General features: G+C 42.8%; 17 protein-coding genes. 2 read left to right on the top strand and 15 right to left on the bottom strand.

Annotated elements, in window-relative coordinates; genetic code table 11:
- Window positions 1-52: 52 nt before the first annotated feature.
- From IGI67_RS21940 to IGI67_RS21930, 3 genes are read right to left on the bottom strand one after another with little or no spacing between them, the layout of a single operon-like run.
- A complete protein-coding gene (locus IGI67_RS21940; RefSeq protein ID WP_429959279.1) occupies window positions 53-805 on the bottom strand; it encodes a lantibiotic immunity ABC transporter MutG family permease subunit in 753 nt (250 codons plus the stop codon).
- Entirely contained in the window at window positions 792-1,532 is a 741-nt protein-coding gene (locus IGI67_RS21935) for a lantibiotic immunity ABC transporter MutE/EpiE family permease subunit (RefSeq protein WP_429959278.1), read from the bottom strand. Before IGI67_RS21935 ends, IGI67_RS21940 begins: the two co-directional genes overlap by 14 nt.
- Window positions 1,525-2,247, bottom strand: coding sequence for a lantibiotic protection ABC transporter ATP-binding protein (locus IGI67_RS21930; RefSeq protein ID WP_207108832.1), 723 nt, complete (start codon window positions 2,245-2,247; stop codon window positions 1,525-1,527). Before IGI67_RS21930 ends, IGI67_RS21935 begins: the two co-directional genes overlap by 8 nt.
- A gap of 209 nt (window positions 2,248-2,456) precedes the next feature.
- Here IGI67_RS21930 and IGI67_RS21925 point away from each other — a divergent pair, with 209 nt between their 5' ends.
- Entirely contained in the window at window positions 2,457-4,082 is a 1,626-nt protein-coding gene (locus IGI67_RS21925) for a malolactic enzyme (protein ID WP_429959277.1), read from the top strand.
- 161 nt (window positions 4,083-4,243) lie between these two features.
- Window positions 4,244-5,566 carry a 2-hydroxycarboxylate transporter family protein gene (locus IGI67_RS21920; protein ID WP_429959276.1) on the top strand — a complete coding sequence of 441 codons (1,323 nt, stop codon included), beginning with the start codon at window positions 4,244-4,246 and terminating at the stop codon, window positions 5,564-5,566.
- A 101-nt stretch (window positions 5,567-5,667) separates the two neighbouring features.
- Here IGI67_RS21920 and IGI67_RS21915 read toward each other — a convergent pair whose 3' ends face one another.
- The 12 genes from IGI67_RS21915 to IGI67_RS21860 all read right to left on the bottom strand — a co-directional run bounded on the left by IGI67_RS21915 (window position 5,668) and on the right by IGI67_RS21860 (window position 21,047).
- Window positions 5,668-6,960 carry an MATE family efflux transporter gene (locus IGI67_RS21915; RefSeq protein ID WP_429959275.1) on the bottom strand — a complete coding sequence of 431 codons (1,293 nt, stop codon included), beginning with the start codon at window positions 6,958-6,960 and terminating at the stop codon, window positions 5,668-5,670.
- 149 nt (window positions 6,961-7,109) lie between these two features.
- Entirely contained in the window at window positions 7,110-7,556 is a 447-nt protein-coding gene (locus IGI67_RS21910; protein ID WP_429959274.1) for a GNAT family N-acetyltransferase, read from the bottom strand.
- Between the two features lie 111 nt (window positions 7,557-7,667).
- The gene (locus IGI67_RS21905; protein WP_429959273.1) at window positions 7,668-9,203 is read right to left on the bottom strand and encodes an MFS transporter; all 1,536 of its coding nucleotides are present in this window, start codon (window positions 9,201-9,203) and stop codon (window positions 7,668-7,670) included.
- Window positions 9,204-9,256: 53 nt separating this feature from the next.
- The gene (locus tag IGI67_RS21900; RefSeq protein WP_207108789.1) at window positions 9,257-9,790 is read right to left on the bottom strand and encodes a PadR family transcriptional regulator; all 534 of its coding nucleotides are present in this window, start codon (window positions 9,788-9,790) and stop codon (window positions 9,257-9,259) included.
- Between the two features lie 176 nt (window positions 9,791-9,966).
- Window positions 9,967-11,652 (bottom strand): metallophosphoesterase family protein, encoded by a 1,686-nt coding sequence (locus IGI67_RS21895; RefSeq protein ID WP_429959272.1) that lies wholly within the window; start codon window positions 11,650-11,652, stop codon window positions 9,967-9,969.
- Window positions 11,653-12,006: 354 nt separating this feature from the next.
- On the bottom strand, window positions 12,007-14,739 hold the full coding sequence (locus tag IGI67_RS21890) for a cation-translocating P-type ATPase (protein WP_429959271.1): 2,733 nt from the start codon (window positions 14,737-14,739) through the stop codon (window positions 12,007-12,009).
- Window positions 14,740-14,842: 103 nt separating this feature from the next.
- On the bottom strand, window positions 14,843-15,190 hold the full coding sequence (locus IGI67_RS21885; protein WP_429959270.1) for a 2-dehydro-3-deoxyphosphogluconate aldolase: 348 nt from the start codon (window positions 15,188-15,190) through the stop codon (window positions 14,843-14,845).
- A gap of 20 nt (window positions 15,191-15,210) precedes the next feature.
- Window positions 15,211-16,494, bottom strand: coding sequence for an SLC13 family permease (locus tag IGI67_RS21880; RefSeq protein ID WP_207108786.1), 1,284 nt, complete (start codon window positions 16,492-16,494; stop codon window positions 15,211-15,213).
- 124 nt (window positions 16,495-16,618) lie between these two features.
- Window positions 16,619-17,527, bottom strand: coding sequence for a 4-hydroxy-tetrahydrodipicolinate synthase (gene dapA, locus IGI67_RS21875; RefSeq protein WP_429959269.1), 909 nt, complete (start codon window positions 17,525-17,527; stop codon window positions 16,619-16,621).
- 71 nt (window positions 17,528-17,598) lie between these two features.
- Window positions 17,599-18,771 (bottom strand): sialidase family protein, encoded by a 1,173-nt coding sequence (locus IGI67_RS21870; protein ID WP_429959268.1) that lies wholly within the window; start codon window positions 18,769-18,771, stop codon window positions 17,599-17,601.
- Between the two features lie 34 nt (window positions 18,772-18,805).
- Window positions 18,806-19,831: a 4-hydroxythreonine-4-phosphate dehydrogenase PdxA gene (gene pdxA / locus IGI67_RS21865; protein WP_429959267.1), complete on the bottom strand. Its 1,026-nt coding sequence runs from the start codon at window positions 19,829-19,831 to the stop codon at window positions 18,806-18,808.
- Window positions 19,832-19,889: 58 nt separating this feature from the next.
- On the bottom strand, window positions 19,890-21,047 hold the full coding sequence (locus IGI67_RS21860) for an iron-containing alcohol dehydrogenase (RefSeq protein ID WP_429959266.1): 1,158 nt from the start codon (window positions 21,045-21,047) through the stop codon (window positions 19,890-19,892).
- Window positions 21,048-21,061: the final 14 nt, after the last annotated feature.

Raw genomic sequence — 21,061 nt, 5'->3', positions numbered from 1 at the left:
TCTCACCTCTTTGCTTCCATCATACGTGTAATAAGTTCAGACAACAAGCTCATTACAGCTCATTTTTACGTCCTTCCCATTGACTGAACCAAATCGATAAAAAGCCAAACATCATTAGTGTTAACAAAACCATGCTCAATTCCCCCAGCTGGATTTTCGTTAAAACATCCACACTGTTGTTTTCTAAATAAGCCGCCAGCAGCGGAACCATCCGCAGCCCCCAAGCACAGGGGAAAAGGAACCAAATCGTTTCGCCAAGTCCCGTCAGCAGCAAGGCTGAAAGCAACAGCTCCACCGCGGCCACGGAAAAATTGACATTCCGGCCAAAGCACAATCCTAACCAGAGATGAAAAAAATACTGAAAAAGCGCGCAGCACCAAACGATACCCACGAGTAATAAAATAAGAGCGAGCGACAATGAGTAATCAGAGCGAAACTGAGAAAGGATCAGATGGTAGCCTGCCCCAACAAATAGACAGGATAATAAACCGAAAATTACCAACAGAACCATTTTTGACGACAATGCCAGGAATTTTACCGGTGAGCTTAAAAGAAAGAAGCCGTCTCCTGCTTCGATTTCTTGATCTGCTACTATCGTCGTCAGCCAAGCTGCGAGGATAGGATAGATCAAAGCCAGTATTTGGAAAAAATTGATCGTTAATCTGTTTGCTTGATGATTCGTCCATTGCTGGTAGCTGAAAAAAATGACAATTCCCAACAGCGGAATGATCAGATGCAGCAACAAGAACGGGGTTCTTTTCACTTTCAAAATATCCGCCTGCAGGATTCTTTTAAACCTTCTCATGATAATGCCCCCCACTGCCAAACCATATGGTGGTTAAACAATAACCGAGAACAAATAGGCTGACGGTAATGATTAGCCCCGGAACGATAACACTTGTATCGTATAGCGGACTCCCAGCTGCTAATGGGACACCATTGGGATTGATTCCAATGATAGGCGCCATCAAACGCGGAGCAATCGCAAACGGCAGATACCAAAGATTGCCGCCCGCAAAGGTCTGGCTCGAACAGAAAATATTTAAAAATAGAATACTTAAAAAGGTAACGATCGAATTGAAGCGGTTTGCCAGAAACAAACCAAAGGGAATTTGCCAAAGCCAGCACACTGTCAATACTATTCCAGCTGCTACTCCGCGCCAAACAGGGTATTGAGCGGGAAACAGCAGACCGGAGAAAGTCGTGAGTCCAAAAACCAACCCATTGCCAAAAACTAAATAAAGTACCCCCGTCCAGATTTTCCCCTGCCAGATTTTCTTCGCCGAAATTGGCAGGATATTCACATTAAAAAAAGATAATTGCTTGTCTGAATCGATCAGATTGTTGCATATCAGGGCTGCCACCATCGGTAAAAGCAGCATATACCACCAATTGTAAGCACCAATCTGCGTGAACTGTCCGCCCATTAAGAAGATCGCCATAAGGCTGACTAACAGCGGAAACAAAACAATGCCCTTTCTGCCAAAACTCCGCTTTCCCTTCAGCAACTCTGCTTGAATAATTTTACCCATGAAAAGCAGCCTCCCCTACTTGTTTTTCTCTTGCCACATCCATAAAGAGCTTTTCCAGTGCTGCACTATTGTTAGGAAGTCCGCCCTGATATCCTAGCTGTCCATTCGCGATGATCCCAATCGTGTCCACGGTATTTTCTACTTCCGATAAGATGTGACTAGAAAGAATCACCGAGATTCCCTGCGCTGGAAATGAGCGAATCAATTCACGCAAAGCCTGAATTCCCAAAGGATCTAAACCGTTTGTCGGCTCATCCAAAATCAACAGCTTCGGTTGATTCAACAGAGCTAAAGCAATCCCCAGACGCTGCTTCATGCCCATCGAAAATTGACGTGCTTTTTTCTTACCGGTATTTCGCAAATCGACTATAGCCAACACCTCCTCTATTCTTGATGCCGATAAGCCTAAAGTCGTTGTTCGGACAAGTAAATTTTCATGAGCAGTTAAATTTCCATAAAGCGGCGGATTCTCAATCAAAGCACCGATCCCTGTTAAATCTTTGCGCTGCCACGGCTGACCCTGATAGATGATTTCTCCCTTTGAAGGCTTGATCAAGCCAGCAATCATTTTCAATGTTGTCGATTTCCCAGCACCATTGGCCCCCAACAGTCCGTACACTTCATTTTTAGGAATCGCCAGTGACAAATTATTTACGACTCTTTGCCCATGGTAGGCCTTCGTCAAATTTTTAGTAGTGAGTATCATTTCTTTCATCATTCATTCCTCCTTGTTCTACCTTTAGTATGAAAAACAACTATAAGGAAAGAATAAGGATTTTTACTTTTTTCCAAATATTTTTCAATAAAAAAGCCGCTTCGATAAATCCTTCATATAAATGAAATTTATCGTTACCCAACCTTTTGACTATAGTTTCCTTCTCCTTTTATACTTCCGTTGCACTTAAAATTTAGGAGGATTTATTTATGATTACTGGCTTAAACCTATTAAACAACCCATTCTTAAATAAAGGGACTGCGTTCACCAAAGAAGAACGCAAAAAATACGGAATCACAGGTATGCTTCCAAGTACCGTCCAAACATTAGAACAACAATCTGTTCAGGCTTACGGACAATATCTAAGCAAACCATCTGATTTAGAAAAACGGATTTTCTTGATGAACATCTTCAACACCAACCGCACTTTGTTCTACAAATTAATGGGTCAACATTTAGTTGAATTCATGCCAATCGTGTACGATCCAGTCGTTGCTGACTCGATCGAACAATACAATGAAATTTTTGTTGAACCGCAAGATGCCGCTTTTCTTTCAATCGATGATCCAGAAAGCATCAAAGACAGCTTGAAAAACGCTGCTGACGGTCGCGACATTCGTTTGATCGTAGTGACTGACGCTGAAGGAATCTTAGGCATGGGAGACTGGGGTGTTAACGGTGTCGACATCGCGATCGGTAAATTGATGGTCTACACTGCCGCTGCCGGGATCAACCCTGCACAAGTACTTCCTGTTTCAATCGACGCTGGTACCAACAACGAAACCTTATTGAACAACCCGCTTTACTTAGGTAACCGTCATGCCCGTGTGGAAGGCGATACTTACTATGACTTCATCGATCAATTCGTTGAAGCAGCAACGGATCTATTTCCTGAATTATTACTACACTGGGAAGACTTCGGACGTGGCAATGCCGCAAACATTTTAGATAAATACCAAGACAAGATCACTACCTTCAATGATGATATCCAAGGTACAGGAATCGTTGTTCTTGCTGGCGTCCTAGGCGGCTTGAACATCTCTGGCGAAGCGTTGAAAGACCAAACAATCTTGACATTTGGTGCTGGTACTGCCGGTGTCGGTATCGCAAACATTCTATTAAAAGAAATGGTTCGTCAAGGAACACCAGAAGACGAAGCTCGTAAACACTTCTACCAAGTGGACAAACAAGGTTTATTGTTTGAAGACACAGAAGGCCTAACTCCTGGTCAAATCCCATTTGCTAGAAAACGTGCTGAATTTACCAACAACGCTGAACTAACCAACTTAGAAGCGGTTGTAAAAGAAATTCACCCAACAATCATGATCGGTACATCGACTCAACCAGGTGCTTTCTCTGAAACTATCGTGAAAGAAATGGCTGCACATACTGCTCGTCCAATCATTATGCCTTTATCAAATCCGACAAAATTAGCGGAAGCAACGGCGAAAGACCTCATTGAATGGACAGATGGTAAAGCATTGATCGGAACTGGTATTCCTGCTGCTGATGTTGAATACAACGGCGTAACTTACCAAATCGGTCAAGCAAACAATGCGTTGATGTACCCAGGTCTAGGCTTAGGTCTGATCGCTTCAACGTCAACTCGCGTAAATGATGAAATCATTTCGCAAGCAAGCCGCGCACTAGGCGGAATCGTGGATGTTACAAAACCAGGTGCATCTATCCTGCCTCCAGTCGCTAAATTAACTGAGTTCTCTCAAATCATCGCTGAAACAGTTGTGAAATCAGTCGTTGATCAAAAATTAAACCGCGAAGAAATCTCAGACATCAAAGCTGCTGTTGAAGCTGCTAAATGGGTTCCTGAATACTAAAACAAGCTTCCCCATCCCCGAGAAATACGTGGTGAGAATCAAACTTTTTTTTTCGGGGTTTTGAAAAAATAAGTACTGTAACACGAAATAGGAGTAGATTTTACTCTACTCCCATTTTTTTGAAATTATCTTTAGTTTCACTACAGAAAGGATCTTTTAAAATGGCACAAAAAGAATCAACAACTGCGATGCCAGTTGAAGAAAAAAAGACCGGCTTTTGGTCAACCAAAATCACTGGCGTTAGCCTTCCTATCTATTTAATCATGGTCGTTGTTCTAATCATTGCGATGGCTTTGGGCAAATTACCTACGAACATGATCGGACCGATTGCTGTTTTAGTTATTTTTGGTAACTTATTCCATTTTATCGGTAACAAAATTCCCATCGTAAAAAGCTATTTAGGCGGCGGCTCTGTTTTTGCAATTTTCGCTTCTGCGGCTATCGCAACATTTGGTATCCTGCCTGATTACGTCGTTGAATCAACGAAAAACTTTGTCTCAAACATGGGTTTTCTTGATTTTTATATCGCTGCCTTGATCACGGGTAGTATCCTTGGTATGAACCGCAAGCTTTTGATGAAAGCTTCTGTTCGTTTTATTCCTGTAGCTCTTATTTCTATGGTTATCTCATTCTTCGCTGTCGGTCTTGTTGGTATGCTGATTGGAAATGGCTTCGCTAATTCTGTTCTTTACATTTCATTACCTGCAATGGCTGGTGGTGTTGGTGCCGGTGCTGTTCCACTATCATCCATCTACGCGCACGTTCTCGGAACAAATGCCTCATCAATCATTTCGCGTTTGATCCCTGCTACTGCAATGACGAACGTAATGGCAATTATCGGGGCTGCTTTGGTCGCTCGTATGGGTCAATCAATGCCAAAACTTAACGGTAACGGTAAGTTGATGGAAAAAGGCGATCTTGGCGATGGCAACCCTCGTGAAGTGAAACCTGATATCGCGCAACTAGGCGTTGGTCTGATGGTCGCTTTGACTTTCTTTATCCTAGGTCAAATCTGTAACTACTTTGTACCAAAGGTTCACGCTTATGCATTTATGATCATCATCGTGGTTATCTGCAAAATCACAGATATTCTTCCTGAATACTATGAGGATGCAGCTATCATGTTCAACAACTTGATCGTTAAAAACCTAACTGCCGCAGTTCTTGCTGGTATTGGTATTGCTCTATTGAACTTGAACGTTTTAGCCTCTGCTTTAACATGGCAATTTGTTGTTCTTTGCTTAACAAGTGTTGTTGTTATCTCAGTTGTTTCTGGTTTTGTTGGTCGCCTATTCGGCTTATACCCAGTCGAAGCAAGTATCACTGCTGGATTCTGTAACAACTCAATGGGCGGAACGGGTAACGTTGCTGTATTATCTGCCGCAAACCGGATGGAATTGATTGCCTTCGCTCAAATGGGCAACCGTTTAGGCGGCGCGATCGTACTAATCATTTCAGGATTCTTAATGCAGCTGTTTTCATAATTAATAAAGCTTATTTCGAAAAAACATTAAAAAAAGAAAGTCAAACCCGCATATTCCTTTCAATTCGGAAAGTATTTGTAGGTTTGGCTTTCTTTCTATAGTTATGCTGATTCTATTGTCGATTGTTTGTTACTATACTGCCGTAAAAAGAAAAACGAAAACAGCACTGTGAGCCCTTCCGTAATCGGCAAGCTCACCCAAGCACCCGTTAGTCCCCAAATAGCGGCCAACAGAATCACCAACGGAACCAGGAAAATGTACCCGCGGAACAATGCTAGGGCAAAGGCCTGTTTGGCATGACCGATGGCTGAAAAGAAAATACTGAATACAACATTCAACGACGAGCCGAACAAGGACAAGAAGAAAATCGGGATACCAAATGCGGCTAACTGAATCAGCATTGGATCATTTTCACGATTAAAGGCTGAAATAATCGGATATTTAAAAAAAAACAAGATCAGATACAAAACAACCGCCATGATAAAGCTGGTTCGCAAACCAAATGTCAACGTCTTTTGAATAGTGAGCGTGTCTCTTTTGTTCGCTGCACGACTGATCAAGGGCTGAATCCCCTGTGCGACCCCTGTAAACAAGGAAAGTGCTACAACTAAAATATTTGCTAGAACCCCATAAGCCGCGATCGCAATATCTCCCCCTAAACCAATCAGCACCTGATTGAAGACCAGAATACTGACACCTGTACTCATCTCCGCAAGAAAAGAAGAAAGACCCAGTTGAATACTTTTGGTGACTGTCAAAAGCTTCGGTCTCACCAAGCTTAGCGACAGACGGCGTTTTGAAAAATTACGATGGGTGCTCAAGATGGCTAAACTGACCAATGGTGATAAAACAGTTGCCAATGCCGCACCAGCCATCCCCATTTTCATTGGGAAAACAAAAATATAATCAAACAGCATATTAAAAACACTTGAACAAATCATGGCCTTCATCGCCAACTGCGGATTCTGATCATTTCGAATAAAGGCTAAGCACAAATTATTCAATATGAAAAAAGGGGCCATCACTAAAATGAAGCGCATATACATCGTCGTCAAATCCACCGTTGCTCCGCTGGCACCTAACAATAATGCGAGAAAACGGCTGGAAAAGAACCCCAGAACAGTAAAGAAGAGGCCGATGATTCCGCCGACAATCAGTAATTGAGAAAAATAATCTCCGCTTCTTCCCTTCAATGCAAAAAGCGTCGCACCGCCCATCCCCAACAGCAAACCAAGCCCCGTCAGCAAATTAAACAACGGCAGTGCAATATTCAATGCGGCTAGCCCCAACACTCCCACTCCATTTGCGATAAAGAATGTATCCGCCAAAATATACAAGGACAAGCCCAATGTACTCAGCACGCTTCGTGTAACATACCCTTTGATCTCACTCATCTAATTCCCTCCAAAAAAAATAGCATCCTACCCTCCAATGGCCTATGGGGTAGACTGCTGCTCAAAACAAAACCCGGCGATTTTGCTAAAAGTTCTTCATATTTCAATCCATTTTAGCAACGAATCGGCAAAAAGGCAAACCCGCTTTTTTAAACATCTAAAAACATCATCCGTTCACCGTTTTCCAGATCGTATTGGCGGCTGTCAATAAAACCAAATCGCTGATAATAGGGAATGATTTTTTTATTTTCTTCGTGGACACTTAGATAGATTCGCTCGATTTCATAATGCTGTTTTATAAAATCAATCAGCAATGGAATGAAAAAGCTGCCATAGCCTTTGCCTTGAAATTGAGCATCAATCATTAAGCGATCGAGCCAGATAGTTTTGCCTGCTTTAGCGCCGATCATCGAAAAGCCGACTAGCTGAGTATCATGGTACAAAGCTAATGGCCGCCATTGAAAGGACTGATCAAAGGCCGCCTCCAATAAGGATTGCTCATTGCTTTCAATAAAATCCTGCTGCTCTGTTGAAACAGATAATGCCGTGACTGCTCGCCAATTCTTTTCATCTACGGCTTTGATCGTTAAATTCATTGCTTGCGCCCTCCTTCTTCACGTGGGGTTCGTTAACTACCGTATCAAAAGCCAAAAAAAACAGCAATCGATAAAACCGACTGCTGCTTAAAGGTACGCATCATTTTAAGACTATTCCACCAGCTCTTTACGCTCTCGCATAAAAATAGCTGCTCCGACTGCGCCAATCAAAACAATGGTTCCAGCTACGTAACAAATTTGTATCAAGCCCTGATCAAAGGCCTTGATAACCATCTGCTGCAATCCACGGGCAAACGGTGCTTTACTCAACGCATCAGAAAAGGCAATCTGATGCCCTGAAAACGGACCCGCGTTAATCAGACCGTTCGTCAGCTTGTCAGGCAAGTGAAGACCTGCAGCATTTTGATTGATCACGTCAGCATAACGATCAGCCTCTACCAGACCTAAGATTACCACGCCAAAACTCGTTCCAAATTGTCGGAATACGTTCAATAAGCCAGAAGCCATTCCCATTTCTTCAGGCGCGACACCCTCCAGGCCAGCTGAATTTAGTACTGGATTGACAATCCCGTTCGCGATTCCGATCATGACTAAGGTTGGCCATAATTGGGCATACCCCATCGTCGGCGACAATTGCCCGATCAAGAAGATAAAGCCGGCACCACTGACTAATAAGCCAGCCACAATCATCCATTTTTTTGAAAATTTATTTCCCAGAATACCGACAACCGGTCCTAAAATCAACGACCAAACGGATAACGCCAATTGCCGAATACCTGTATCAAAGGCGGACCAGCCAATATAATTTTGCATCAGAACGGTCAAATAGGTATTGAACGCATAGATTCCTGAACCAAGTGCAAAAGCCACTAAAACCGATCCGATGAAGTTGATATTTTTAAACATCGTCAAATTCATCATGGGGTTTTTGACTTTTGCTTCAGCAAGAATGAACAGTCCCAAAAATACCGCAGCTAAGATTAACCAGCCGCCGACTTTGGGATTGGTCCACGCCCAATTAATATGCGTTTCCTTTTGAATCAACCCATAAATTCCACTGAATAATGCCGCAGCCGATAGGAACATTCCGATAAAATCGATTTTTTGATCCTTCCCGTAGCTTGGTGTTTCATTGACAAAACGAATCGTCATCAAGACCGCGATGATACCGATCGGCAGATTAATAAAGAAGATCGATTCCCAGCCAAAGGCGTCAACCAGCAACCCGCCAACCAGCGGTCCAGAAGCTGAAGACAAGCCGATGACAGAACCCAAAATCCCTAAAGCCAGACCACGCTGCTTGCCATCAAAGTTAGAGGCAACCAAGGCCATGGACAAGGACATCATTCCCGCACCGCCGACCGCTTGAATCCCGCGCCCAATATCTAAAACGACTAATGACGGCGCAAAACCATTTACCACTGAAGCGATCACGAATAAAATCAAACTGGCCAAAAAGACCTTTTTTCGACCATACATGTCGCCCATTTTTGATACGATCAATAACGTCACCGCAAAAACCAAGGTATACGCATTCAGAACCCATTGCAATTGCGTGAAGGGCTCATTGAAGGCTTTTTGCATGGTTGGCAAGGCCACATTCACTACGGTCACATCTAAAAGTCCCATAAAAACGCCTAAAGACATCGCAATCAATGAAAACCATTTTTTTGAAGAATTTTTCATATATTGTTACCACTCCCACTATCTCTATCTATTCATCGCAGATCAGGATACCCCTAGTTTCGATCAGCAATTTGTTTTTCAATCCAGGTTAATTTTGTTTTGGCGATTTGGATATCCAGCTCATAAGCTTCTACTAGAATACGGAAACGCTCCGCATTTTCTGGAAATCGTGTTTGATGCGCCACCATATCCTCCTGCGCCTTTTGATAAAAGGCTAGATCCTTTTCAATAAATGCTTGAAACTCTTCTAGAATCCTCAGCTGTTCTGTTCGCGTAACGCTATCTAATGAACGTAATTTAAAATGAATCATATCATTGCGTTTCGCGTCAGAAGGAACGGTTTCTTTCATCAATTCAATGAAGCGCTCCACACCTTTTGTGGTAATATGCCACAATTTCAGCTTTCGTCCTTCCTCATAGATCGTGGAAGTAACGAGCCCTTCCTTTTCCAATCTTTCTAATGAAGGATACAGCACACCGCTGGAAACTTTCCGCATCGGCTGTAAGGCTGAACCAACGATTTTTTGTAATTTGTAGCCGGTCTTATCACCAGTGATCAATGAACCTAAAAGCAATAAATCGTACATTATATCCTCCCCTCTGAAAAAGCTGCATCAGTCTTTTAGATATATCAACTTGCTAATTATAGGTCTTTTAGATACATTGTCAATGAAAAAGTATTTTCAAAAAACAGCGCATTTCCACTACAAAAAAAGATCCGCAGCCCTTCATTGAAAGGTACAGATCTTTTAATACATCTATTCTAATACTGCAATAAACTCGTCAGCTCGAACCCTGTATTCACCTTCGAATAAATCGAGCACACGACAAACAGTCGTTTCCCAGCAAATTCAGCATTCTTGAATCGGCGTGAGGATGCTGGAATATGGTGATGTCCGTGGATCGCTCCAATAATATTGTACCGTTCAAACAGTTTTTCAATTTTCGGCTCTTCACAAATATAGTCCTTATTGTAAGCCTCGGTCGTCTCGGGCAACAGGCTCAATTCATTAAACAACGGCGCATGAGAAACGATCACCGTCGGTATTTCTGTATTTTCGCCTAATAATTTTTCCAGAGCCTTTAAAATGAACTGCTGCTGGGCTTTTTTTCGTTTTACTAATGCAACAGGAATCGTAAGTCCGATGTAGCGGACGCCATCATGGATCAGGCTCTTATTATTCAGCACATTCATTTTTGGAAAACGAGCAGCAAGCTCCGCTTCGACAACTTCGTAAAAGGGATGATTTCCTGTCGGCAGTAAATACCAAGCCTCGTCTGGCTCCTGCAGCAATTCTTTAAACCATGCATAGTGGAAAAACGGACGCCATTTTTCCCATTGTCCATCTGTCTGATCCGTCGTTTCAGGCAATACATCTACTAATTCGTGACCGCCTATAAGGTAGATTCCTTCTATCTCTTCGTCGTGTACACGGGAATCAGAGACGTCCCCTGTCAGAATATTAAAATGCCGATTAAGAAACGGCAGCTTTCCATCCTTCGAATGAATATCTGAAACAACATTCACTAAATTTCGGTTTTCAGTGGAATGGACATTTCTGAAATATTTTTCTGCTTCGTCTGGATGGACACTGTGAGCCACATAGTTATCTCGCACTTTTGATAATTCTTCGCCATACTCTGAGCGTAAAAGCGGCTGTGTATTGACCAGTGAAGCAGAGTCCGTAGCCACAAGTGCATTTTCGAGCCCTTTTTTCACCTCTTGCGGCAGTAAGGACAACGCTGAATCAATGTCCGAATGAATCGTCAGCCCTTGATCCAACAATTGCTGATCTTGCCCCGCTGCTTCTAGCAGCTGAACATCCTTCCCATCGATCATTAATGGCAATGAATGAGCCAGCTGAACCACAAAATTCAAATACTCAGAAATATAGCCGGCAATCCCTGTTTTTACATTCTCGCTAAACAAAAACTTACCAGCAAGATTCGCCGACAACGGCCCCGTCTCATCATGCTGCATCAAGCGGCCGGCGATCTGAATCTCTAACAGCGGATTTTGCAAAATCGCGTTATACGCCTGCTTCACCTCAAAGGAGTTTTCTTCGACTCGATTACCCGTCACCTGGAAAATACTTAACGTCAAATATTTTTCCAATGTTGTCTGATGCAGCTCGATATAGCGCCGAATTTCCTCGGGATGAAGCAAATATTGAATCGCTGCCCGCTGAATATAGTTCCGCGCGGTATCATAAGGAATCGCTGAGTATACGAGGTCGCCCTTTGAAGAGATGGCCATTGAATGATTTCTGGTATTGTACGTCAATTGAAAGTACTGATTATTAAAGACAGTTTTATTGACTGGACGCCGTTTATTTTCTGGATAAAGCGCCATTCGTTCAACCAGCATCGGCGGCAGTGCGGCACTCGCTGGCAGAGACAGCTCTTGCTTTCTTATCATCAATTCTTTTTCATTTTCCTTCGATTTCATTCAAGCACCTCTATGTTCAAAGAGAAGTCATTCCTCTTTACGTACATTTCTATAGTATGTTCATTATAGCGTTTATCTCTGTTTCAAGCTTAATAAATTTCAAAATCAATAAAAATTTTAGTAAACCTCTCGCGACAGCTTGCTAGGAAGAATTGAAGAAAAGAGCTTTCCTGCAAAAAAATAAATAGAAAGCAGAATGACCCTTTTACTTTATCAATTGATAGTAAAAGGGGCATTCGCTTTCATTTTGTTAAGTATTTTCCAAAAAGACTTTCGGATTCGTCATTTATTCTTTTTAAATCATAAAAATTCGACTGCATCTATTTCATCTGTTTTTCAGCTAAACCGAATCATTTACTCGATCACAGCCTCTTCTACTTTCTCCTTATGCAGTTTCCGTTGAAATAGCTTAACAACTTCAACGATTGGAATAATTGAGAAGGAAACTCCGGCAACGACACCCCATTGTGTGCCATTCAATGACGCTACTCGGAAAATATCGTTAAGCCCTGGAACTAGGATGATCACACCCATCAAAACAAAGGAAAGCAAGATTGCCCAATTAAAGGTCTTATTTCGGAAAGGCCCTACTTTAAAGATCGACTGTTTTACCGACTTCACATTAAAGGCATGGAACAGCTGCATAAATCCAAGTGTCGCGAAACACATCGTCAGAGCATCTGCATGCTGTAAATTATACAGGGCTTGTGTTGAAAGTTCCGGCATATTCAATGCCGTATGTGCTGGATTCTGAATAGCAAACCAATAAACAAATAGTGTCAGTCCGCCTTCTAGGATTCCTTGATAAATGATGCTGCTAAAGACACCGCCGGAAAATAGATTCGAGCTTCTTCCTCGCGGTTTGTGGCTCATCAGATCTTTTTCTGCTGGCTCCATTCCTAAAGCAATCGCCGGAAAAGTATCGGTGACTAAATTGATCCATAATAGATGAATTGGCAGCAGTGTGTCCCAAGCAAACATTGTTGCAATAAACAATGTCAATACTTCTCCTAGGTTCGCTGCCAATAAATACTGAACCGTTTTTTGGATATTGGAAAATACTTTGCGACCTTCTTCTACTGCGACAACGATCGTAGCAAAATTATCATCCGCCAAGACCATATCGGACGCTCCTTTAGACACCTCGGTTCCGGTAATTCCCATACCGATACCAATATCGGCCTGCTTCAAGGACGGCGCATCATTGACGCCATCGCCAGTCATCGCTACTACCTTTCCCTCCTGCTGCCAGGCTTTGACGATTCGAACTTTATGCTCAGGCGATACACGTGCATAGACAGAATAATTGTATACCTGTTTCGCAAATACCTCATCACTCATCTCGTTCAGCTCGGCACCTGTTAAGACCGCGTTGGAATTACCGGAATGAATAATCCCCAATCGAACCGCGATCGCTTCGGCGGTATCTTTATGATCGCCAGTGATCATAATCGGACGTATCCCCGCTTCCTTAGCCATTCTGACTGCTTCAGCCGCTTCTTCTCGTTCCGGATCAATCATTCCCACCAAACCAGCAAAGCATAAATCATTTTCAAGTACTTCTGATGTCAGCTCTTGTGGGAACTGGTCAAGATACTTAAAGCCCATCGCTAACACTCGCAAGGCTTGTTTCGCCATATCCGCGTTATTGAACAAAATTTCGTTTCTTTGCTTTTCTGTCATCGAAACTTCTTCTCCAGCAACAAAGACACGATTCGTTCGTTGGATCAGCACATCCGGGGCACCCTTCACAGCCACTAGATAGCGCCCATTTGAAAGCTGATGCACAGTACTCATCAATTTGCGGTCTGAATCAAACGGCAGCTCGCCAACCCGCGGTTCCTGTTGCAGACTTTCGCCAAGAGAAAATTTCTGATCAATCCCAAACTGCACCAATGCTGTTTCAGTCGGATCACCAATCAAGCTGCCGTCTTGAGCAATTTTGGTATCATTCGCATAATTCATGATTTTTAGTGTCATGTTGTCCAGCTTAATCGGATTCTTAGAGGATTTTTGTTGAAAATCATCGTACCATTTTTCCACGGTCATTTGGTTCAGGGTCAAGGTTCCCGTTTTATCGGAAGCAATGATATCCGTACTCCCTAACGTTTCAACAGCCGGAAGTTTCCGAATGACCGAATTTCGTTTCGCCATCACTTGTGTTCCTAACGCTAAAATGATCGTGACGATCGCAGGCAAGCCTTCAGGAATCGCGGCTACCGCCAATGAAATAGACGTCAGCAGCATATCGACAAAAGAAGTGCCGTTAAACACTGTTCCAACAATGAACATGATCACGGCGATCGCGATGATAGCCATTGTCAAAAATTTTCCTAAATCATTCAAGTTATTCTTTAATGGCGTTTCAGCTTCATCCGCTTGCGCCAGCATGTCGGCGATTTTTCCTACTTCGGTACTCATTCCTGTATTTACCACGACCCCTTTTCCGCGGCCGTATGTAACATTACTGTTTGAAAAGGCCATGTTCACACGATCGCCAATACCGATATCTCCAGCCGGCAAGACAGTGATAGTCTTTTCCACAGGAACTGATTCACCCGTTAAAGCAGCCTCTTCAATTTTTAATGATGCGGCCTCCAACAGACGAATATCCGCTGGAACGACATCGCCTGCCTCCAGTAATACGATATCTCCAGGAACCAAATCATCACTTTTGATGGATAAGGTATGACCATCTCTTAAAACATTGGCGTTAGGCGTAGACATTTCCTTTAGAGCCTCGATCGCCTGCTCCGCCTTTGCTTCTTGAAAGACACCCATAATGGCGTTAATAATTACCACCAGCAAAATAATGATCGAATCCACAACTTCATGAGAAACAACAGCAGATATAATCGCGGCTGCCAATAAAACTAAAATCATAAAATCCTTGAATTGCTCCGCAAACTTCATGAACAAGCTCTTCTTTTTCCCTTCGGCTAATTCATTTTTTCCATAATCTGTCAGACGTTTTTGTGCTTCGCTTCCGCTTAGTCCTTCAGCCGATGAGTCTAGGTTCGCCAATACGTCCTCTGAAGTCTCTGAATAAAATTCCATCGTCCTTTGCTTTTTAGTTAACTCTGTCATATGCTCCTCCTGTTTTTCTTAAAAAAGAAGACTTGCGTATAATTCATCTCAAATACACAAGTCTTATTATTCAAATTTATTCCAGATAATGCGATATTTCCGTTTACTTTCTTAAAATATGAATCGCAAAGCCGCCAAACTCTCCAGCTAAATAAATATTTTTCAGCTTTCCAGCTTCATCGTAAGCCGCTGTCTCCATATTGAAAGAAAGACCTTTCTCCTTCAGTTCAGTAACAGCACCTTCTAAATCTGGTGTTCTCATAGCGATGTGGCCATTTTTACCTAGAAACGGACTTCTCATACATTCAAAATAATCTCCAGCGAATTCTGATTTTTGTCCATGACGGGAAGTCAAATTGAACATGTTGCTTAATAAAGCAGCCAGCTCCTCGGCCTCCTTAGTATTTTCTGTATTGATTCCAATATGTTCTAGCTCAAATTTATTTGTCATTTTCGCACCTCTTTATTTTTTTACATAGGGAACATGATCAGTGATCCAACAGTTAAAGCCAATAATCGAATGAAATATTGCGGTATCGTAAATACCCAAAACTCTTTTGCCGAATATTTTCCATATCCTAAGATCATAGCAGGCATGCCATCGATAGGCAGAAAGTGTCCGCACCAGCCCGAAATAACGATTGCACAGGCTGCCGCTGTAGGATCTAGTCCAAGATTCGAACATACAGCAATGGCTAAAGGTGTGAAAACATACACTGTACCGATCGTTGAACCGGTCAAAGTAGCTAGCAAGCTCGTCAAAATACAGAAAGCAAAGATCATCACAAATGGATTGACGTTTGTTCCCAGCATTCCGGCGACTGTCTCGCCAACTAAATTGGTGAGTCCTGTATTTCCTAAAGCGTCAGCAACACCAATGACACCAGCCGACATTAAAATGATTGGAGCACTGATGGCATCACGAATCTCTGCAAAATCCAATACACCAACAACTAAAATGGCAGCAACAGATAAACCAGCCATCGCATAGCCGGCGTCACCTATTCTGCTTTGCAGCAGCATTCCAACAACCGCAAAGATAAAGGCACCATACGTCACGTTTTGCTTCCATTTAGGCAATAAAGAAGCGGTTTCATTTACAGCTGAGTCTGTCTCCTCTTCATCCTCGTCTTTGATCGGATGATCCGGCAGGAATTTATATTGAATGATACAGTTCAGCAGGAAACCAAGGGATAAGAATAAATTGACAATAGCAAATTTAAAAACAGAAACATTTATCGCTTGTCCCGCTGCCCCAAGAACAGCAGTCACGATACCAAATTGCAAAGCCGTATTAAAAGGAATCAATGGATGATTCGCAGCAAAACCAGCAGTCATAATTACCTTTGATGGCGGAAGCTTCTTACTATAAGGCAGAGTAGAAAGTAAACCAATAGTAAGGACATAGTACGCCGTTGAACCAGTTCCGAACATGCTGCAGCCCAGCATAACCACTAGGATGATCAGCATATATGATTTGAAGCCGCCCTTATTCGCCATAGAAAACATGGCTTTTTTGAATACAACAATAAAATTGGTCTTCTGTAACGCCGCAATAATAGCCATAAACTCAGCCAACATGATGATCGTTGAGTTTGAAAATCCAGCAAATGCACCCTTGATATCAGTAATTCCAAATATAACCAGTAAAATACACGCAAATAGCGGCGGTGCGCCAAATGGCAGTTTGTCGATCATGATCAAAACAATCATTAATGCGGTGATTGCCAAGGCAATAATCATTTGAATAGTCATAGTAACCTCCCAAGCTTTATTTATCTATCCTTATCAAGTAGATAGAATATTGACCTCCTTAGGAAGAAAATATTCTATCCACTTTGAGCCATTTAAAGAAACGAATGGTTTAAAATGGCCTTTTCTATTGCATTCCTTTAGCCTTATTCTCTTCTAGAACCTTCTTGATTGCTTCGATTCCTTCTTCAGGAATTTGATTGAATGGCGCACGACAAGAACCTACATTGTGTCCAAGTAAACCAGTAGCTGTTTTCACGATCGTATTTGGATTGCCATATTTAAAGCAGGCTCTGAAGCTTTGAATACGTTCATTGGCTTTTTTGGCTTCCTCAATTTTGCCTTCAACAAACAAATCATAAATAGAAGCCATTGTTTGTGGGTAAACATTCGCACAGCCTGCAATGCCTCCGGTTCCGCCGGCTAACAGTGTCCAAATAATCAGTTGGTCATTGCCAGACAGAGTATAGAAATTGCCGTTCTTTTTCTTTTTTCCTGCATCGATATAGCCTAGGATGTTTGAAAAATTCCCGCTAGAATCTTTGGCACCTATAATATTTTCAATTTCAGCCAAACGTCCGACTGTTGCCGGTGCGATCGCATTTCCTGTCCGTGCTGGAATATTATATAAAACAATCGGCATGTCCACTGCTTCAGCGACTGTTTTATAATGCGTGTATAGTTCCTCTTGGCTTGCCGCGGCGAAGCTAGGCGTAATGAGAGACAGTACATCCGCTCCTGCTGCTTGCGCCATCTTACTTTGTTCGATCGTTTCTTTAGTAGAGAGTGTCCCTGTTCCGGCATAAATCGGGACACGCCCATTGGTTTGGTCAACAACGGTTTCCAGCACTACTTTTTTTTCTTCTGCCGTCAGAATATAGCCTTCGCCATTTGTCCCGAAAGGAAAAATACCGTGAATCCCATTTTCGATCATCCGCTCGACCTGCGCACGAAGCTCTTCTAGATTAATGCTTTCATCCTCATGCATCGGGGTCAAGATTGGGACAATGATTCCTTTTAATTCTGTTTGTTTCATTCAAATCGCTCCTCTAATTTTTTATCGTGTTCATAAAGCTGGTAAGAATGCGGTACCATTTCAGCGGAGACTTATTTATCTACGCCTTCACCTGATGTTGGATTGTATAATCCTTCTGCTTCTCGTTTTTCACCGAACAGCTCCTCTACCGTAAAACGTACATACTTCACACAAAGGCGATTTTTATAAGCATAGACTAAATGCAAAATACCTTTACTGTCTTGATAAAGCGTTGGGTATTCATGCTGTGAGTTGTTCGTTTTATTTTCTCTGCCAATATACCCTTCAGCCGGTTCAAGGATGCGACCGATCGGCCAAGACCTTCCATAATCCTCCGAAACCGAAACCACTACAGGATTTCGCAATCCCGGCCAAGTAACCTTGCCGAATTCTGCATTATTCGCAGCGTTCATGTTATATGCCAAAGCGATTTCTCCCGAGTGCAGCTTGATGGCACTGACGCTTGCATTGTTATTTGGCAGGACAGTCGCCTCTGGAACACTCCAGCTGTCCCCAAAATCATTGGATTCACTGACATACACATGGTCGGCAAAACGGCTGCGCATAAAGGCTACAAGATGGCCTTTTTCCACCTCGACAACATTCGCATGAACTCGTCCATTGCTGTCTGGCATCCGAACCGCTCGCCAGGTCTGGCCCTGATCATCAGAAATTTGAAATTCTGTCGGATCATTCGTCAGTCCTTCCGGTGAATCCTCACATAACCAAGTACTGAAAATCCAACGCCCATTACTCAAAATCTGAATAGCCTGACGAGAAAAAGTTCCTTCACTAGCGAATAAAACTTCTGGTTCTCCCCAGCTGGTTCCTTCATCACTTGATTTTTGAACCATGATGATCGAGGTAAACTGCATATTGTCCTTTCCCTCTTGACGACTTAACTGAGAGGTATAGATCAACCAGATCTGTCCATCTGGTGCTCGGAAGAAGGCTGGATTTTGTTCGCTGCGATCCTCCCCTTTTGATACAGTGACTGGCACTGACCACACCTGTGTGTCTGGATTCAGCTTTGATACCACGATTGAAATATCCCCGCTGCCTTCAAAACTGCCGGCAAACCATGCGCACAGCAGGCCGCCGTCTGTCGTTTCGATCAAGGTTGGTGCATGAGCGGTGTTATTACCGCCAGTTGGTATCAAGCCGAAATCTACATTTAAAAATTCATCGCGATACATAACCCCATTTGGTTCTGATTCTCTTACACGAGGTAAGCTTGTTGCCATTTTAACTCCTCCTTTTTTTCAATTGCGTTTATTTTTATGAGTTCTCTGCTAAACGAATAGCATAATCAATAGCATTCTCAAGACTAAGCTCACTTGCAGTCCATTTCCCTGCTTGATCAAAGGCTGTTCCGTGATCAACTGAGGTGCGGATAATCGGCAGATTCAAAGTGATATTGACTCCTTTGACCGCCTCCCAGCTAGCTGTTTTTTGATCATACACAAAGCCCAGCAGCTTCAACGGGATATGCCCCTGATCGTGATACATCGCAACAACAATGTCATACATCCCGCCATTTGCTTTAGAAAAGACCGTATCAGCCGGAAGCGAGCCATAAGCATTGATGCCTTCCGCCTTAGCTGCTTCAACAGCCGGATTGATCTCATTAATTTCCTCTTGACCAAACAGTCCATTTTCACCGCAATGAGGGTTTAAGCCTGCCACCGCAATCCGAGGTGTCTTTATCCCTAAGTTTTTACATGCCTGGTCAGCAATTCGAATGACATCCAGCACTCGCTCTTTGGTCGCCCGATCGCAGGCTTCACGTAAAGAAACGTGTGTGGAAACATGGACGACACGTAAATTTCCGTCAGCCAGCATCATCGTGTATTTATCTGTTCCTGTTAAATCAGCATAAATTTCGGTATGTCCGGCATAATGATGCCCCGCCGCATTCAGCGCTTCTTTATTTAAAGGATTCGTCACTGTCGCATCGATTTCCTTTGCTAAGGCTAATTCGATAACCTTTTTGACATATTGAAATGCGGCATTTCCGCCTGCCTTCGATACTTCACCGATGGGCAGCTCTGCCAAATCAACCACATTTAAATCGATTAAATCAATTGTCCCTAGTACGTATTTCCCCTCACTTGGGTGCTCAATCAGATTTACTGATAAATCCAGATCCGGATGCTTTGCCAGATAATGATCGACGACACTCTTATCCCCCACAAGAAGCGGTCTGCATCTGTCGTACAACTCTGATTTTTGAAAAGCCTTTAATGAAATTTCTGGTCCAATCCCAGCTGGATCGCCCATTGTGATACCGATGATTTTTTTCATAATTTAAAATCTCCTTCTATATAAATAAGGATCAATTATCGAATTTTCTGCATCGCTGCTACAGAATTTCCAAATAGATTTTTCTTGCATCCTCTGGCGTAACTTCCCGTTTATTATTGACAAGCAAGCGGGTAACTTCCATACCAGCTGCCACTAGCCCATCTAAGTCCTCTTCAGGTACGTTGAATTTTTTTAAACTTGTCGGAATTTCTAATACTTGAACAATTTCTTCTAATTGACTCAGCATATAGCCCGATTTTTGGTCAACAGTCAGCTCCTTGTCACCATTCTTGACCACACGATCATACGCGACAGCCAATAAATCCATAATTGCGGGCTGATTGAACTTCATCACTGGTGTCAGCAGCATCGCATTGGAGACACCATGAGCAATATGATATTTTCCTCCCAGCGGATACGAAAGCGCATGAACGGCAGTTGTTCCAGAAGAGGTAATGGCTACTCCAGCATAGAAGGAACCTAGAAGCATGCGGCTTTTTGCCTCCAACGCAGCTGGGTTGGTACACGCTTCGATGATATTGTTCATGATCAGATCCAATGCTTCTAATGCAAAGGTATTACTGATTGGGTTGGCCTTTGCCGAAGTAAAACACTCGATCGCATGACATAATGCATCGACGCCAGTCGCAGCCGCAATAGGTTTTGGCAGATTTTTGATCATCCGACTGTCCAAAAGCACATAGTCAGCGATCATTTCAGGATTGACGATGCCGATTTTTAATTCTTTTTCCGGTACACCGACGATACTATTCGGAGTTGCCTCCGCGCCTGTTCCAGCCGTAGTAGGAATCATCAAACTCGTGATTTGTTTTTTGGCAAGCAATGGATCATCTAACAAATCCTTGACCTTGTATTCATCCGTAGCTAGGATTGATGCAAGCTTAGCCACATCCATCACACTGCCCCCGCCGATAGCGATGATAAAATCCGCCTGTTCCTTTTTGAACTCGTCGACCATCGCCTGCGCCTCATGATAGCTTGGTTCTGCGGGAATCTCTGAAATGATCGTACAATCCACACCCGCTTTTTCAATTAGCGCTTTAGGCAAATCTGCTAATCCCGCTCCTAGAATTCCCTTATCTGTAAAAATTACGATTTTTTTGATACCTGTCGCGATAATTCCAGATAGCTGCTCAATCGCATGTTCCCCCGCAATGATATTCTTCGGCATTTTTAAACTGTAATCTACAAGCATTTTTCTTCCTCCAT

Origin of the sequence: Enterococcus sp. AZ196, from assembly GCF_050498845.1 — a bacterium.
GTDB classification, from domain to species: domain Bacteria; phylum Bacillota; class Bacilli; order Lactobacillales; family Enterococcaceae; genus Enterococcus_A; species Enterococcus_A murrayae.
The sequence above is the reverse complement of the archived record's forward strand: the minus strand, read 5'-3'. Positions and strand labels throughout refer to the sequence as shown.